General features: G+C 65.2%; 17 protein-coding genes. 5 read left to right on the forward strand and 12 right to left on the reverse strand.

Going from position 1 to position 15,575, the window contains the following annotated elements:
- Window positions 1-126: 126 nt before the first annotated feature.
- The 3 genes from RE429_RS06600 to RE429_RS06610 all read right to left on the reverse strand — a co-directional run bounded on the left by RE429_RS06600 (window position 127) and on the right by RE429_RS06610 (window position 3,107).
- Window positions 127-1,017 carry a LysR family transcriptional regulator gene (locus tag RE429_RS06600; protein WP_414473531.1) on the reverse strand — a complete coding sequence of 297 codons (891 nt, stop codon included), beginning with the start codon at window positions 1,015-1,017 and terminating at the stop codon, window positions 127-129.
- Between the two features lie 114 nt (window positions 1,018-1,131).
- Window positions 1,132-2,094 (reverse strand): thioredoxin-disulfide reductase, encoded by a 963-nt coding sequence (trxB, locus tag RE429_RS06605; protein ID WP_414473532.1) that lies wholly within the window; start codon window positions 2,092-2,094, stop codon window positions 1,132-1,134.
- Window positions 2,094-3,107: a mitochondrial fission ELM1 family protein gene (locus RE429_RS06610; protein WP_414473533.1), complete on the reverse strand. Its 1,014-nt coding sequence runs from the start codon at window positions 3,105-3,107 to the stop codon at window positions 2,094-2,096. The genes trxB and RE429_RS06610 overlap by 1 nt, the downstream gene beginning before the upstream one ends.
- Before the next feature lie 173 nt (window positions 3,108-3,280).
- Between RE429_RS06610 and RE429_RS06615 the strand changes: the two genes are divergently transcribed.
- A complete protein-coding gene (locus RE429_RS06615; protein WP_414473534.1) occupies window positions 3,281-3,766 on the forward strand; it encodes an Lrp/AsnC family transcriptional regulator in 486 nt (161 codons plus the stop codon).
- Window positions 3,767-3,782: 16 nt separating this feature from the next.
- On the opposite strand, the gene RE429_RS06620 is transcribed toward RE429_RS06615, so the two are convergent.
- The 3 genes from RE429_RS06620 to carB all read right to left on the reverse strand — a co-directional run bounded on the left by RE429_RS06620 (window position 3,783) and on the right by carB (window position 8,382).
- Window positions 3,783-4,292 carry a twin-arginine translocation signal domain-containing protein gene (locus RE429_RS06620; protein ID WP_414473535.1) on the reverse strand — a complete coding sequence of 170 codons (510 nt, stop codon included), beginning with the start codon at window positions 4,290-4,292 and terminating at the stop codon, window positions 3,783-3,785.
- 35 nt (window positions 4,293-4,327) lie between these two features.
- Window positions 4,328-4,804 carry a transcription elongation factor GreA gene (gene greA, locus RE429_RS06625; protein WP_370436573.1) on the reverse strand — a complete coding sequence of 159 codons (477 nt, stop codon included), beginning with the start codon at window positions 4,802-4,804 and terminating at the stop codon, window positions 4,328-4,330.
- A 107-nt stretch (window positions 4,805-4,911) separates the two neighbouring features.
- Entirely contained in the window at window positions 4,912-8,382 is a 3,471-nt protein-coding gene (gene carB, locus RE429_RS06630; RefSeq protein ID WP_414473536.1) for a carbamoyl-phosphate synthase large subunit, read from the reverse strand.
- A gap of 193 nt (window positions 8,383-8,575) precedes the next feature.
- Between carB and RE429_RS06635 the strand changes: the two genes are divergently transcribed.
- A complete protein-coding gene (locus RE429_RS06635) occupies window positions 8,576-9,397 on the forward strand; it encodes an SDR family NAD(P)-dependent oxidoreductase (protein ID WP_414473537.1) in 822 nt (273 codons plus the stop codon).
- Complete coding sequence (locus RE429_RS06640) at window positions 9,394-9,789, forward strand: GtrA family protein (protein ID WP_414473538.1); 396 nt, start codon at window positions 9,394-9,396, stop codon at window positions 9,787-9,789. Before RE429_RS06635 ends, RE429_RS06640 begins: the two co-directional genes overlap by 4 nt.
- 98 nt (window positions 9,790-9,887) lie before the next feature.
- On the opposite strand, the gene RE429_RS06645 is transcribed toward RE429_RS06640, so the two are convergent.
- From RE429_RS06645 to carA, 4 genes are all read right to left on the reverse strand, one after another.
- Window positions 9,888-10,580 carry a class I SAM-dependent methyltransferase gene (locus RE429_RS06645; RefSeq protein WP_414473539.1) on the reverse strand — a complete coding sequence of 231 codons (693 nt, stop codon included), beginning with the start codon at window positions 10,578-10,580 and terminating at the stop codon, window positions 9,888-9,890.
- An 87-nt stretch (window positions 10,581-10,667) separates the two neighbouring features.
- Window positions 10,668-11,216, reverse strand: a complete 549-nt coding sequence (locus RE429_RS06650) for a cupin domain-containing protein (protein ID WP_414473540.1) — start codon at window positions 11,214-11,216, stop codon at window positions 10,668-10,670.
- 139 nt (window positions 11,217-11,355) lie between these two features.
- On the reverse strand, window positions 11,356-11,730 hold the full coding sequence (locus RE429_RS06655) for a hypothetical protein (protein WP_414473541.1): 375 nt from the start codon (window positions 11,728-11,730) through the stop codon (window positions 11,356-11,358).
- Window positions 11,731-11,935: 205 nt separating this feature from the next.
- On the reverse strand, window positions 11,936-13,135 hold the full coding sequence (gene carA / locus RE429_RS06660) for a glutamine-hydrolyzing carbamoyl-phosphate synthase small subunit (RefSeq protein WP_414473542.1): 1,200 nt from the start codon (window positions 13,133-13,135) through the stop codon (window positions 11,936-11,938).
- A 144-nt stretch (window positions 13,136-13,279) separates the two neighbouring features.
- Here carA and RE429_RS06665 point away from each other — a divergent pair, with 144 nt between their 5' ends.
- A complete protein-coding gene (locus RE429_RS06665; protein WP_414473543.1) occupies window positions 13,280-13,738 on the forward strand; it encodes a GatB/YqeY domain-containing protein in 459 nt (152 codons plus the stop codon).
- 87 nt (window positions 13,739-13,825) lie between these two features.
- Here RE429_RS06665 and RE429_RS06670 read toward each other — a convergent pair whose 3' ends face one another.
- Window positions 13,826-13,957: a hypothetical protein gene (locus tag RE429_RS06670; protein WP_414473544.1), complete on the reverse strand. Its 132-nt coding sequence runs from the start codon at window positions 13,955-13,957 to the stop codon at window positions 13,826-13,828.
- A gap of 88 nt (window positions 13,958-14,045) precedes the next feature.
- Entirely contained in the window at window positions 14,046-14,801 is a 756-nt protein-coding gene (locus RE429_RS06675) for an MBL fold metallo-hydrolase (RefSeq protein ID WP_370436582.1), read from the reverse strand.
- A gap of 146 nt (window positions 14,802-14,947) precedes the next feature.
- Here RE429_RS06675 and RE429_RS06680 point away from each other — a divergent pair, with 146 nt between their 5' ends.
- Window positions 14,948-15,571: a TetR/AcrR family transcriptional regulator gene (locus RE429_RS06680; RefSeq protein ID WP_414473545.1), complete on the forward strand. Its 624-nt coding sequence runs from the start codon at window positions 14,948-14,950 to the stop codon at window positions 15,569-15,571.
- Window positions 15,572-15,575 lie beyond the last annotated feature (4 nt).

Here is a 15,575-nt window from a genome sequence, read left to right on the forward strand (position 1 = left end):
GGTGCTTCTCCCTATGGGCAATGCACTGCCGGAATGCGGGCAACCGGTCTCTTCCGGACGGTGCGCTCCTCATGAGTGGGGCGCATCATTTCACGCAAAGCCGTTCCCGCTTTTGCGTTCGAGGCTCTAATACGTCCAGCGCTGGGCCTTCGAGATCAGGAAGTCGCGGAAGGCCTGCACGCGCGCGACGGAGCGCATTTCCTCGGCATAGACCAGATAGCTGTCGAGCGACGGCATCTCGATGTCGCGCAGGACCTGGACCAGGCCCGGATTCCCCACCACCGCATAATCCGGCAGCACGGCGATGCCCGCGCCGGTTTCGACGGCGAGCTTCAGGGCCGTGATGTTGTTCACTTCGTAATGATAATGGCGCGGCTCGCGCCCCTCGCGTCCGGCCGTTGCGAGCCAATGGACCGCCAGAAGATAGGAGGGCTGATCGCCTCCGAAGGAGACGATGCGATGCTCGTCGAGATCCTCCAGGGTCTTCGGCTCGCCGAAGCGCTTGATGTATTCGGCCGACGCATAGACGTGGAAGTGGATCGTGAAGAGGCGCCGCTGGATCAGATCCGGCTGGGCCGGGCGCCGCAGACGGATGGCCACGTCCGCCTCGCGCATGGCGAGATCGAGCTCTTCGTTGGAGAGGATCAGCTCGACCCGGACGTCCGGATAGAGGTCCAGGAACTCCGCGATGCGCTGCGCGAGCCAGATGGAGCCGAGCCCGACCGTGGTCGTGACCTTCAGCTCGCCGGAAGGCCTCTCGCTCGTCTCGACGAGGCGGGCCTTGGTGGTTTCCAGGCGCATGCGCATGTCCCGGGCCGCCCGGAACAGGAGGTCGCCCTGCTCGGTCAGGATCAGGCCCCTGGCATGGCGATGGAAGAGGGGGGCCCTCAGTTCGCGCTCCAGGGCGCTGATCTGCCGGCTCACGGCGGATTGGCTCAAGCCCAGATCGTCACCGGCACGGGTGAAGCTTCCCGCTTCTGCGACGGTATAGAAAATCCGGATTTTATCCCAATCCACAGCATTCCCCTGAAGGCCCTGCATTCCTTTGGCGCAGGGCTCCCTATCTCTTCCGAGCCGGAGGCAGGATGCAATAGGAATCCTACCCAAGGGTCAACCAGTTGTTAATAAATCCTATTCCGCGGCTTCCCGGGTCGCTTCCAGAGCCGCCAGATAGCGTTCCGCGTCCAGGGCAGCCATGCAGCCCATACCTGCCGATGTGACGGCTTGGCGGTACACGTCGTCCGTGACGTCACCGGCCGCGAAGACGCCCGGGACATTGGTGCCGGTCGAGCCCGGCCTCACCTGGAGGTACCCGCCCGGCTTCATGTCGAGCTGGCCGACGAACAGTTCGGTGGAGGGCTTGTGCCCGATGGCGATGAACACGCCGTCGGTCCTGAAGTCGGAGGTCTCGCCCGAAGCGAGGTTCTTCAGCTTCACATGGGTCACCGAGTTCGGATTCTCCGTTCCGCAGATCTCCTCGACGGCGCTGTTCCAGAGAACCTCGATCTTCGGGTGCTTGAACAGGCGGTCCTGCAGGATGCGCTCCGCACGCAGGGAGTCGCGCCGGTGAACCAGGGTGACCTTCGAGGCCAGGTGGGCGAGGTAGAGCGCCTCCTCGACGGCCGTGTTGCCGCCTCCGACCACCACGACTTCCTTGTTGCGGTAGAAGAATCCGTCGCAGGTGGCGCAGGCGGAGACGCCGAAGCCCTGGAACAGGCCCTCGGACGGCAGGCCCAGCCATTTGGCCTGTGCGCCGGTCGCGACGATCAGGGCATCGCAGGTATAGGTTTCGCCGGAATCGCCTTCCAGCCGGAAGGGACGCTGCTTCAGGTCGACCTTGGTGATGTGGTCCGAGATCATCTTCGTGCCCACATGCTCCGCCTGGAGGCGCATCTGCTCCATCAGCCAGGGGCCCTGGATCACCTCGGCGAAGCCCGGATAATTCTCGACATCGGTGGTGATCATGAGCTGCCCGCCGGGCTGGAAGCCCGAGATCATGACGGGCTCCAGCAGGGCGCGCGCCGCATAGATCGCCGCCGTGTAGCCTGCGGGCCCCGAGCCGATGATGATGAGCTTGGCGTGAGAATGGGCCATCAGGAAATCTCCAGCGAAAACGCAATGTCCGGCAAACCGAGGGAGCGGCGGTGAAGGCTGAAGCCCCGGACAACGGCAGCAGCAATCTTGAGGGTTGAATTTAGGGGTTCGTAGGGCCGTCCTACAAGACGGCCGTCGAAGGGATGCACAATTCCATGGGCTTTTAGGCTCTGCATGTAAACAGCGAGTTTCGGATGTCCGCCCGAGGGCTCGAAGACCAGGATCGGCTTCCCCGATGCGGCGGCCTCTCCGATCATGTTCGAGGAATCGGCCGTCGCCACGATGAAGTCCGCAAGCCCGAGCAGGGCCACATAGGGATTTTCGCCCGAGCCGTCCCAGAAGAAGGCGCCATGCCGATCCGAAAGATCCGCCAGCGCTTCCCGGAGGGGATGGGGGGTGCGGCGGGAGGCCGTCATCATCAGGCCCGCCCCCGATTCCGCCAGGATGGTCAGCCGCTCGACGAACAGGGCGATGTCGCGCTCCGTGAAGCGATGGTGCCGGCTGTCGCCGCCGACCAGGACCGCAACCCGGGGATGGGGCAGGGAGGCGAGCCGCGGGTCGGGATGCATGCGGGCGGCCTCGATCCTTCGGTCGGAGACCCGATGCGGCGGGGTGAGCGTGGTCAGAACGTTGGGCCCGCGCAGACGGTCGTAATCCGGCGTCCAGATGAAATCGGCGGTTTCCGCTCCGGTGCGGGGATCCTTCAGGAACACCGTATAGGTGCGCCCGCCCGAGGCGCGCTTGACGAACCGCAGATAGGGCACGGCCCTGCGCCCGGACGCGATGAGAATGTCGGGGTAGGGCCCGGCGGTCGGACTGTCCGGTGCGCCCGGCCGCTCCCGGGGATCGATGGGTCCCCAGGGCATCGCCCAGGTGAACGGCGCGCCGGGCCGGACCCGGCGAATTTCCGGCTGGAGCCCCATCGCCTCGGCGACGCTCAGGGCCTGAAGCTCGTCTCCGGCCTTGCCATCGCTCAGAACCCAGGAGATAAGGCTTGAATTGCCACGCAACATTCGATCAATGAGCCTGTGGAGTTCATCCGGTTCGTTGCGACTTAATCGCCCGTCCCGCTTGTGCGGACCGTTTACACGGTCTACTCAGCCAAGACGAGTTTTTTGCTTGAACGATGCATGATCCGGGGCGGAAGGCGTCTTCCAGGCCCAGGCTGCGACCAATTGGAGTGATCGTGCGCGGACGCCTCGATTCGATTGACTGGGCCATTCTGAAGGAACTGCAAGCCGACGGCAGCATCACCAATGTGGAGCTGGCCCGCCGTGTCGGCCTGTCGGCTCCCCCCTGCCTTCGCAGGGTCCGGGCTCTCGAGAACGCCGGCATCATCAAGGCTTACCGCGCCATCCTCGACCCGAAGGGCCTGGGCTTCGAAATCGTATGCTTCGCCATGGTGCAGCTCGATGTCCAGGGCAAGAAGGAGCTGCAGGAGTTCGAGCAGCGGGTGAAGGACTGGTCCATGGTCCGCGAATGCTGGACCCTTTCGGGCGACATCGATTTCATCCTGAAATGCGTGGCTCCGAACCTGGGCGCCTTCCAGGGGCTCGTCTCGGAACTGACCTCCCTGCCGAACGTCCGCAATGTCCGCACCGCCCTGACCCTCGACCTGATCAAGGACGAGCCCCTCGTTCCGATCGAGGACATGGCGGAAGTCGCGGAATAAGGCTGTCGCGCCGCGGTCAGAGCCTGCGGCGCAGCCACTGCACGTAGAACTGGGCGAGGGCGACCGCGCGGCCCGGCTCGTCCGGGTCGGTGCTTCTCCTCGCGACGTCGAGCACGCCGTGCTGCGGGTGACGGGCCAGGATCTCGCCCCTCGGGCCGACCGCCAGGGCTTCCCCGTCCATGCCGTCATGGCTTCCGCCACCGCCGCCGTCCCGGCCCCGAAAGCCCGAGCCCGCATCCGGGAAGGGCGTCAGGAAGACGTCCGTGATGACGAGGACGAAACGCGGGCCGCGAGGGTTCACCCGGTCCGCGAAGGCGCGGTGCAGCTCGTCGAGCGCCGCCTGTGCGACGAGATCGGCAAAGGGGCCCAGGCCCTTGGCCTTCAGGGGGCCGACATCGACGGAAAACGAAGAGAACGCCTCAGGGAAGGCTTGAGCCTGAGCCGGGCCGTGCGCCGACAGGCCCGCGCCGGCGAGGCCGGCGCAGGTGAGTTTCTTGAGAAATGACCGGCGGGATGAAGGGAGCATGGCTTGGTGTCTCACTCTCGGCCCCCCTCATCGGATCAGACGCTGAACCGAACGCCGACGACTTCGTAGGATTTGCCGCCCCCGGGGGTCGACACTTCCACCGTATCGCCGATCGTCTTGCCCATCAGGGCACGGGCGATCGGGGAGGCCACCGAGACGCGGCCGGAGCGGACGTCGGCCTCGGGCTCGCCCACGATCTGGTAGGTCTTTTCTTCTTCGGTGTCTTCATCCACCAGCTTCACGGTCGCACCGAACTTGATCCGTTCGCCCGAGAGCTTGGAAATGTCGATGACTTCCGCGCGGGCAATCAGACTCTCCAGCTCCAGGATGCGGCCCTCGTTGAGGGACTGAGCTTCCTTGGCGGCATGGTACTCGGCATTTTCCGACAAGTCACCGAGCGCGCGCGCTTCCGCAATCGCCTGGATGATGCGGGGGCGCTCGACCTGTTGCCGTTGCCGGAGCTCTTCCTCCAGCGCCGCGAAACCCTTGATCGTCAGAGGGACCTTGTCCATCGTTTGTCTCGTCCAAAAAGAGGTACGAGGCCGCTGTTTCCAGCGCCCTCGCAAGTCAACGAAAACTTACCAGAAGCTTCGCAGTTCCATTGTGCAGGCCGAGGGCCTCAGGCGAAATAATCCTGAAGCGCTCGAACCTCGAGATCACCGCCGAGATAGGCCTTGATGCCCTCGGCTGCAGCGATCGCTCCTGCAAGAGTGGTGTAGTAAGGTATCTTATGCAAGAGGGCAGCCTGCCGAAGTGAGCGAGAATCCGACAAGGCGCCTGCGCCTTCGGTGGTATTGAAGACCAGCTGGATGTCGCCGTTCTTCATGGCGTCGACCACGTGGGGGCGGCCTTCCAGCACCTTGTTGATGCGCTTCGCTTTGACGCCCTGCTCCACCAGATATTTCTGGGTACCGGCCGTCGCGAGGATCTGGAAACCGGCCTCTTCCAGCATTCGAACCGCCGGAAGAATGCGCGGCTTGTCCGAATCGCGGACCGACACGAACAGGGTCCCGGTTTTCGGCACCTGGCTGCCGGCCCCGAGCTGGCTCTTGGCGAAGGCCACGCCGAAGCTCCGGTCGAGGCCGATGACCTCGCCCGTCGAGCGCATTTCCGGCCCGAGCAGCACGTCCACGCCCGGGAAGCGGGCGAACGGGAAGACGGCCTCCTTCACGCCGATATGCGGCAGTTCCTTCGGGGCGAGCGCGAAGGTGGCGAGGGACTCGCCCGCCATCACGCGGGCCGCGATCTTGGCGATGGGCTCGCCGATGACCTTGGCCACGAAGGGCACCGTGCGCGAGGCCCGGGGATTCACCTCCAGCACGTAGATGGTCCCGTCCTTGATGGCGTATTGCACGTTCATCAGGCCGCCCACGTCGAGGCCGAGGGCGAGGGCCTTCGTCTGGCGCTCCAGCTCGGCCATGATTTCGTCGGAGAGGGAGCGGGGCGGCAGCGAGCAGGCGGAATCGCCCGAGTGGATGCCGGCCTCCTCGATATGCTCCATGATGCCCGCGATGACGACGTCCTTGCCGTCGCAGAGGCAGTCCACGTCCACCTCGATGGCGTCCGAGAGGTAGCGGTCGAAAAGCAGCGGATTCTTGCCCAGGACCGTGTTGATCTGGCCCGTCTTGTCGTTGGGGTAGCGGGCCTTGATGTCCGACGGGATCAGGCTGGGCAGGGTGCCGAGCAGGTAATCCTCGAACTGGGCCTCGTCGCGGATGATCGCCATGGCCCGGCCGCCGAGCACGTAGGACGGGCGCACGACGAAGGGCAGGCCGAGATCGGCGGCGATCAGGCGGGCCTGCTCCACGGAATAGGCGATGCCGTTCTTGGGCTGCTTCAGATGGAGCTTGTCCAGCAGGCGCTTGAACCGGTCCCGGTCCTCGGCGAGGTCGATGGCGTCGGGCGAGGTGCCGAGAATGCGCACATCCGCCTCTTCCAGGGCATGGGCGAGCTTGAGCGGGGTCTGGCCGCCGAACTGCACGATCACGCCGTGGAGGGTGCCCCTGGAGCGCTCGGTCTCGATGATCTCCAGCACGTCCTCCTGCGTCAGCGGCTCGAAATAGAGCCGGTCGGAGGTGTCGTAGTCGGTCGAGACCGTCTCCGGGTTGCAGTTGATCATGATGGTCTCGTAGCCCGCGTCCTTGAGCGCGAAGCAGGCATGACAGCAGCAGTAATCGAACTCGATTCCCTGACCGATGCGGTTCGGGCCGCCGCCCAGGATGATGACCTTCCTGGCGTCGGACGGATCGGCCTCGTCGGCGGGATTGCCCGCGAACGGGGCGGTGTAGCTCGAATACATGTAGGCCGTGGGCGAGGCGAATTCCGCCGCGCAGGTGTCGATGCGCTTGAAGACCGGGCGCACGCCCAGGGCCCGGCGCGCCTCGCGCACCTCGGTCTCGGTCACGCGGGTCAGAACCGCGAGGCGGGCATCGGAGAAGCCCAGAGCCTTGACCTGACGGAAGGTGCCCGGGGTCTTCGGCAGACCGTGGGCCTTCACCCTGGCTTCCATGTCGACGATGTCCTGGAGCTGCTCCAGGAACCAGCGGTCGATCTTGCAGGATTCGTAGACCTCGTCATGGCTGATGCCGAGGCGCAGCGCCTGGGCGACCTTCAGGATGCGGTCGGGAGTCGGCGTGCCCAGCGCCGCCTTGATGGCGTTCCTGTCGTCGCCCTTGCCGAGGCCCTCGATCTCGATCTCGTCGAGGCCGGTGAGGCCGGTTTCGAGGGAGCGCAGGGCTTTCTGCAGGGATTCCGGGAAGGAGCGCCCGATGGCCATGGCCTCGCCCACGGACTTCATGGCCGTGGTGAGGGTGGGCTCGGCGCCGGGGAACTTCTCGAAGGCGAAGCGCGGGATCTTCGTGACCACGTAGTCGATGGTGGGCTCGAAGGAGGCGGGCGTCGCGCCGCCCGTGATGTCGTTGGCGATCTCGTCGAGGGTGTAGCCCACCGCGAGCTTCGCCGCGACCTTGGCGATCGGGAAGCCCGTGGCCTTGGAGGCGAGCGCCGAGGAGCGCGACACGCGCGGGTTCATCTCGATCACGATCATGCGCCCGTTCTCCGGGTTGATCGCGAACTGCACGTTCGAGCCGCCGGTCTCGACGCCGATCTCGCGCAGAACCGCCAGCGAGGCGTCGCGCATGATCTGGTATTCCTTGTCGGTGAGCGTCAGCGCGGGCGCGACCGTGATCGAATCGCCCGTGTGGACGCCCATCGGGTCGAAATTCTCGATCGAGCAGATGATGATGCAGTTGTCCGCCTTGTCGCGGACGACCTCCATCTCGTACTCCTTCCAGCCGAGCACGCTTTCCTCGATCAACACCTCGTTGGTCGGGGAGGCGTCGAGGCCGCGCTCCACGATGTCGAGGAATTCCTCGCGGTTGTAGGCGATGCCGCCGCCGGTGCCGCCCATGGTGAAGGAGGGACGCAGGATGGCCGGCAGGCCCACCTCGGCCAAGGCCAGCAGGGCCTCGCCCATGGCGTGCTCCTGATAGCGCTTGCGGCGGTCGTTCTCGCCCGCGTCCCATTTGAGCTTGTAGGCGGCGATCACGCGCTTCTTGTCGCCCGGATGCATGTCGAGGGCCTCGAGGCGGGCGAGCTCGGCCAGATACGCGTCGCGGTCCGCCTTCTTCAGGGCCGAGGCGTTGGCGAGACGGGATTTCGGGGTGTCGAGGCCGATCTTGGTCATGGCCTCGCGGAAGAGCTGGCGGTCCTCGGCCTTGTCGATGGCCTCGGCGGTCGCGCCGATCATCTCCACGCCGAACTTCTCGAGCACGCCCATCTTCTTCAGCGAGAGCGCGCAGTTCAGCGCCGTCTGGCCGCCCATGGTGGGCAGGATCGCGTCGGGGCGCTCCTTCTCGATGATCTTGGCCACGATCTCGGGCGTGATCGGCTCGACGTAGGTGGCGTCCGCGAGATCGGGGTCGGTCATGATCGTCGCAGGGTTCGAATTCACCAGGACGACGCGGTAGCCTTCCTCCTTGAGAGCTTTCACGGCCTGCGTGCCGGAATAATCGAATTCGCAGGCCTGACCGATAATGATCGGTCCTGCGCCGATGATGAGAATGGAGGAGATGTCTGTCCGCTTCGGCATTGGCCCACCCAGGCGTGTCCAGCCGCGCGGCCGCATGATGCGGCGCTTTAAGCGCAGCCGGGATGTGTCAGATTGAAGGTTGAGTGAGGCTCTTACACGGACCCGCCGCAAATTCAAAGGCCTCACCTATGATTTGGCGACAGGTCTCCCCATGCGGCATGATCGACCGGGCGAATCTTGAGGGAGGCCGAGCATGGCTGACGAACCGCGGTGGACCGTCATCACCGGGGCATCGAGCGGAATCGGGGCGGAACTGGCCCGGGTCTTCGCGGCCAGGGGCTATGCCCTGGTTCTCGCGGCCCGGCGGCATGAGCGTCTGGAGGCCCTGGGCGAGGAGATCCAGAAACACCACGGCGTCCCCGTGGAAGTCATGGCTCTCGACCTGGAGGACAGGGGCGCTCCGCAGGACCTCGCCGAGATGCTCCGCGATCAGGGCATCCGGGCGCATACGCTCGTGAACAATGCGGGATTCGGCCTGCGGGGAGACTTCGCGACGCTGCCCTTCGAGCGGCAGATGGCGATGATCGACCTGAACGTCTCGGCCGTGACGGCCCTCTGCCGTCTGCTGCTGCCCGGCATGCTCGAGCGCGGGCGGGGCGGCATCCTGAACGTGGCCTCGACCTCGGCCTTCCAGGCAGGGCCCCACATGGCGGTCTATTACGCCACCAAGGCCTATGTGCTCTCCCTCTCCGAGGCCCTGTACGAGGAGGCCAAGGCCCGGGGCGTGACGGTGACGGCCCTGTGCCCCGGATCGACCGAGAGCGAGTTCTCCGCAACGGCCGATGTGGAATATTCCAGAGCCCTCAGGCCCGGCATCATGTCGGCCGCAGAGGTGGCGCGGATCGGTGTCGACGGATACGAGGCCGGCAGAGCCATCGTGATCCCGGGCCGCACCAACTGGATCGGGGCCCTGGGGGCCAAGTTTCTTCCGCGCGCCATCGTCCGCAAAATCGCCGGAAGTCTGCAGCGGGGCGACGTGACGAAGCCCGCGAAAGAGGCTAACGAGGGCGCGTGACCGCGCTTTCTTCCTTTCACCGCCTGTCCCGCCAGTTCGCAGCCTTCTTCGGAGTAGGGCTCGCGGCGGCCGTTGTGCATTACGGCCTGCTCATCCTTCTCGTCGAAGGGGGCGGGAGCCACCCCGTGCCCGCGACGCTCGCCGGCTACGTGGCGGGCGGATTGGTGTCCTACGGCCTGAACCGCCGGCATACCTACCGGAGCAGCCGTCCGCACCGGGAAGCGACCTGGCGCTTCGCGCTGGTCGCCTTCGTCGGCTTCCTTCTGACGTGGGTTTCGATGCATATCCTGGTGGAATGGGTGGGAGGGCCTTACCTGCCGGCGCAGATCGTCACCACGGGCATCGTGATGATCTGGAGCTTCCTGGCTCACAAGGCCTGGACCTTCGCATGACGGCCCTGCCGCCCGGACTTGCTCCGGCGGGCAGTCTTTTCAGGGCCGAATGTCAGACAGGGGCGCCCGCGAGGAGCGCCGCTGCCCACGCGAGAGAATCAGGCGGGCCATGCCGTGAAGGTCATCCGCGCCTGGTTGTGGCCGAAATTGCGGGCGGCGCGCTCGGCCCTGAAGCCGGCATCCCGAAGAATGTCGATCATTTCGTCCTCGCCGTACTGGGCAAGGCCGATTTCCTCGCGGATCCGGCGGTAGTCGGAAAATGCCGTGCGGGCGAGGCCCCTGAGGGCCGATGCCAGGAAACCGCCCCGCCAGGCGAAGGCGAGAAGGGCCTTGGCGTCGGTGAGCGGGCTCACGTCGGGCGGGATCACGTCCGCGATGACGAGCCTGCCGCCGTGTTTCAGCTTCGCGCGCCAGAGCTTCAGAAGGGCGCGCAGATCTTCGAGAGAAAGGTACTGCAGCAGCGAATTCACCACGACGAGATCGAGCGATTCATCCGCCAGGCCGGCGATCTCCTCGGGGGCCAGGATCGCGACACGCCCGTTGCGGCCGAATTTCGCCTGCAGCCGCTCGCGCACGAGCGGGGCGGCGTCGCTCAGGAAAAGCCTGCCGCACCTCGCCGCGACCTGATCCGCAAAGAGGGCTTCGCCGCAGCCGTAGTCGAGCACGGATGCATCGGGCGCGGGGATGAGCCCGACGATGTCGCTCGCCACGAGCTTGTAATGCAAAAGCTTGTGCCGCTCGCCCGAATAGATCGGCGTGTCCTGGTTCCAGTAGTCTCGCCAGTTCGTCATGAGGCGAGTTCTAGCGCATCGTGCGAAAAAGTGGATCCGGTTTTTCGCACGATGCGCTCGCCGAAGCTTACGCCGGCCTCATCATGGTCAGGTCCACAGTTTCGTCAGCGGGCCCTCCGCGCCGTCCACGGGATCGGAATCGGGAAGCGGAACCCGGCCGATCCGCTGCTGCGAGGAGGCCAGGGCTCCGGGATCGTCCCGGATGGTGTCGTAGGGGCGGCCGTCCGGATAGGCGCCCACCACGGCGAAATCGCCGCTCGCGTTGATGAGCGCATGCGCCACCCCGGCCGGGATGACGACGACGTCGCCCGCCGACACCGCAACGAGTTCGCCCTCCTCGCCGCCGAAGCGCACGGATGCGGAGCCCGAGACGACGCCCAGCACCTCATGGGTGTTCGGATGGTAGTGATGGTCGTCGTGGATGGAATCCATCCAGGCATTGGTCCAGCCGTTCCTGGCGAAGGTGGCCTTGAAGGCTTTCGCCGGGTCGTCCTGGGCAGGCGAAACGGCGCCCCGGCGGACGATCAGCGGCAGAGGCGAATTCGGCACGATGCCGTTGCTTTGGAAGACGTATGTCTCCGTGCCGAGCGGCGCATTGTAGCCCTTCGGGTCGCCGTATCCTTTTGCCTGAGCCATGCGGATCTCCCTTCTCGTTCGAGAGGGGGAACGCATGGCCCAATCCAAAGATCGGCCCAATCCAAAGATCGGCCCGATCGAAAGATCGAGCTGGGGCGTTGAGGCCCGGTTCTACATGCCCGGTTCTACATGCCCGGTTTTACATGCCGAGGAACATCGCCGCGACGGCGCGGTCGATGGAGAGGTAGAACATGGCGAACGCCACGGCCGCCGCGATGCCGAACTCGATGGCCTGGTTCTTCAGGAGACGGAACCGGGCGAGGATGTTCTGGCCGAAGATCGAGATCAGCCATGCCGTCGTCAGCACGACGGGGAAGATGAAGAGATACGACCAGGTGCTTTCGGCCGGTCCCACATTCGACGGATCGAGGAGGGGGCGGATGTTGCGCACCCATGGGGCATAGGCCGCCGCATAAAGCGACGTCAGCCAGGACAGCGTGACGGCTACGCCGAGGTGAAAGGTGAAGAGATTGTGCAAACGGCTGAATTCGCCGGAATCGTGATCGAAATCCATCGGAGAAACCCCCAGGGAAGCCCGGAATCATTGGTTGTTATGGTTAATCATTGGTTACCGCGATTTGGCCGCAAAGGGCAACGCTCGCCTTTGTCGCGGATGCGCGCAAAGTGACAAAAAGCACAGGATGGCGCTTGAAAGGAAAAGCGCCGCCCCCGGGCGGGAGCGGCGCATGGCCTGTTCGTTCGGACCGGAGGGCGGTCGATTACTGCCCGGCCTTGCCCTCATCCATCAGCTTCACGAAGCGATCGAAGAGGTAGTGGCTGTCCTGCGGCCCCGGGGAGGCCTCCGGGTGGTACTGGACCGAGAAGGCCGGGCGGTCGGTCAGCGCGATGCCGCAATTCGAGCCGTCGAACAGGGAAACGTGGGTCTCCACCGCGTTCTTCGGCAGGGTTTCCGGGTCCACCGCGAAGCCGTGGTTCATGGACGTGATCTCGACCTTGCCGGTGGTCTTGTCCTTGACCGGATGGTTCGCGCCGTGATGGCCCTGGTGCATCTTCTTGGTTCTGGCCCCGACGGCCAGGCTCAGCATCTGGTGCCCGAGGCAGATTCCGAAGGTCGGGATCTTCTGGTCCAGCACCTTCCGGATGACCGGCACGGCATATTCGCCGGTCGCCGCCGGGTCGCCCGGACCGTTGGAGAGGAACACGCCGTCGGGCTTCAGGGCCAGGACGTCCTCGGCGGTCGCCGTGGCGGGCACCACCGTGACCTTGCAGCCGGCGCGGGCGAGGAGGCGCAGGATGTTGCGCTTCACGCCGTAATCGATGGCGACGACGTGATGCTTCGGCTCCGCCTGCTGATGTCCGTAGCCTTCACCCCTCGTCCAGGTCGTCTCCTCCCAGTCGAACCGCTGGGTGCTGGTCACCAGGGGAACCAGATCCTGTCCGTCCATGGAGGGCAGGGCGGCGGCCTTGGCCTTGAGGGCTTCCAGGTCGAACGTGCCGCTCGGGCTATGGGCGATGACGGCGTTCGGCATGCCCTTGTCGCGGATCAGGGCGGTGAGCGCCCGGGTGTCGATGCCGCTCAGGCCGACGATCTGGCGGGCTTTGAGCCAGGCATCCAGGTCGCGGGAGGCGCGCCAGTTGGACGGCTCGGTGATGGTCGCGGCCAGCACCACGCCGCGCACGCCGGAGGACGAGGCGGCGTTCACGCTCTCGATATCCTCGTCATTCGTGCCGACATTGCCGATATGCGGGAAGGTGAAGGTGATGATCTGCCCGGCATAGGAAGGGTCCGTCAGGATTTCCTGATAGCCGGTCATGGCCGTGTTGAAGCAGACCTCGCCGGTGGCCTCGCCCTCGGCGCCGATGCCGAAGCCTTCCAGCACCGTGCCGTCCTGGAGCACGAGAACGGCCGTCGCGCGCGGCTCTTCCCAGCCACCCGCCGTGTCTTTGTCTTGCAGCATCGTCATGATCTCTTGTAAGTCCGGGGCCAGCAGGCCGTGCTTGAACAGGCCCGCCTTGGGCCGCCGTGAACTGTTCCCGTGACTTAAGGGGCCGTTCGCATTCCGTCAACGCTTGAGCCGCCTTAAATTCAAAGGAGATCCGCAATGCTGCGCGAACGTTTCACCGCCGACATGAAAGAGGCCATGAAGGCCGGGGACAAGGGCCGGCTCGGCGCGATCCGCCTGATCCAGGCCGCCCTGAAGGACAAGGACATCGAGGCCCGCGGCGCAGGCAAGGAGCCGCTGTCGGACGAGGACATCCTCGCCCTCCTGCAGAAAATGGTGAAGCAGCGCCAGGAATCGATCACCATGTACGAGCAGGGTGGCCGGACCGAGCTGGCTCAACAGGAAAGGAACGAGGTCGAGGTGATCTCCTCCTATCTGCCCAAGCAGATGGACGAGGCCGAGATGAAGGCCGCCATCGAGGCGGCCATCGCCGAGACCGGCGCCGCCTCCATGAAGGATATGGGCAAGGTGGTGGGTGCCCTCCGGGCCCAATACGCGGGCCGCATGGATTTCGCCAAGGCCAGCGGCCTCGTGAAGGATATGCTGCCAAAAGGGTGATCCGGATCCACTACGCCGGAAAATGGTCAAGAGAGCGTGGCCCGGGTGCAGTCCGGACCACCCTTCGTCAACGAAGGACTCGCCCTGTCACCGCTTTTCCAGGATCGCGGCTCGCCAGCCCCCCGGGCGAGCCGCGGCCGTGGCCGCCTTGTGGCCTTTCCTTGAGAAGAGGGCGGCCAAGAGGCGGGACAGAAGGGTCGGCAGAACGAATCGGACCATGTAAACTTTCCGCAGCGTGACGTCCCCGGGTGGTGCTCCGAGGCCTCGACTCGAGAGGCGCCCGCCGGAAGACCCGGGCGCCTTGGCCTTAGGCGACCTTGCCTTCCATGACCGCATCCCTGAAGTCGCTCGTGCGGCGGTCGTAATCGTCCGCCAGCGCGTGGAGCGCGGCCGTGCAATCGCCCGAGAAGGACGAGCCGTGCATCAGCGCCAGCGTGCGCGGCGACAACTTTGCGAGGTCCCGGATCGTCGCTCCCATATTGGGGCTGAGGCCGGAATACTTGAACAGATCCTCGCCCGCTATCGCCGGACCGACGATGTCGCCATCGGTCAGGGCCGGTCCATCGCCGAGCTGGGTGAAAAGGTCGCCGCACAGCAGGGTGCCGGTCGATTCCTCATACACCACGCCCGCATCCCATCCGTGCGGCGTATGCGGGGTGTCGATATAGCGGACCCGCTTTCCTCCGCCGAGATCGATCACCTCGCCATCCTTCAGCTCGCGGGGCGTGCGGTCCGCCATGTCGTTCACCGACACATTGCAGCCCGTATAGCCGTGGGCGAGCTGCGCCTGGGGGGAGACCGCGAGCCATTCGTTCATCGCGCCGCACTCGTCGGCCTCGTAATGACCCCAGGTGATCCAGCGCAGGCGCTCGAGAGGAATGATGCGGCTCACCGCGTCCCGGTTCAGCGGAAACATCTTCCGGAGACCGGTGTGGAACATGAGCGGCTCGTCGCCGAGGATGAGAAACTGATTGAAGGTAAAGCCCGCCGGCGGAGCGATCTGCGGCACGAAGGTCGAGAGCCTGTAGATGCCGTTGGCGATTTCGCTGATCTTCGTTTCCATGACTTCCTCCGTGCAATGATCTGGACGGCCGCTGCAGGCCACCGGGCAACAATGGACTTTTATTCGTTTTGAGAGTACATATGTGTGTAGTGAATAATGAAACATCTGTCAATATGAATGCACATCAATGTGCAGCGAAAGAGGCCATGGCGCGGACTTACACTCTCAAACGGCGGGCGGAGCAGCAGGCGGAAACCCGGCGGCGCATCGTCGAAGCGGCGGTGGAGATGCATGGCACCGTCGGTCCGGCGCTCACCACCGTCAGCATGGTGGCGGAGCGGGCGGGCGTTCAGCGGCACACGCTCTATGCGCATTTTCCGGACGAGCGCAGTCTTATGATGGCCTGTTCGGGACTGGCGCTGGAGCGCGACCCTCTCCCCGATGCCGGGGCTTGGCACACGATCAGGGACCAGGGCGAACGGGTCCGGGCAGGCCTTGCGGCAATCTACGGCTGGTACGAGCGTAACGCCGATATGGCCGCATGCGTGTTGCGCGATGCCGAGTATCATCCCTTGACGAGGGAAATCGCCGCGCTCCGCTTCGGACCCTCCATGGCGGCCTATCACGACGTGCTCGGCGAGACGTTGAGCGCCACGCAGCGCGCGATGCTGCAGCTTGCCCTCAGCTTCTTCACCTGGCGGACCCTGGTGCGCGACAGCGCCCTTGAACGGGGCGCCGCCGTCGAAGCCATGGTCCAGGCCATCCGTTGTGCCGGGACGCGGGAATCTCTTCCGGTCCGGAGCGAGGCGTGGATGAGGGCTGCCGGATGAGAGC

This window comes from Microvirga sp. M2 (genome assembly GCF_047497095.1).
GTDB lineage: Bacteria > Pseudomonadota > Alphaproteobacteria > Rhizobiales > Beijerinckiaceae > Microvirga.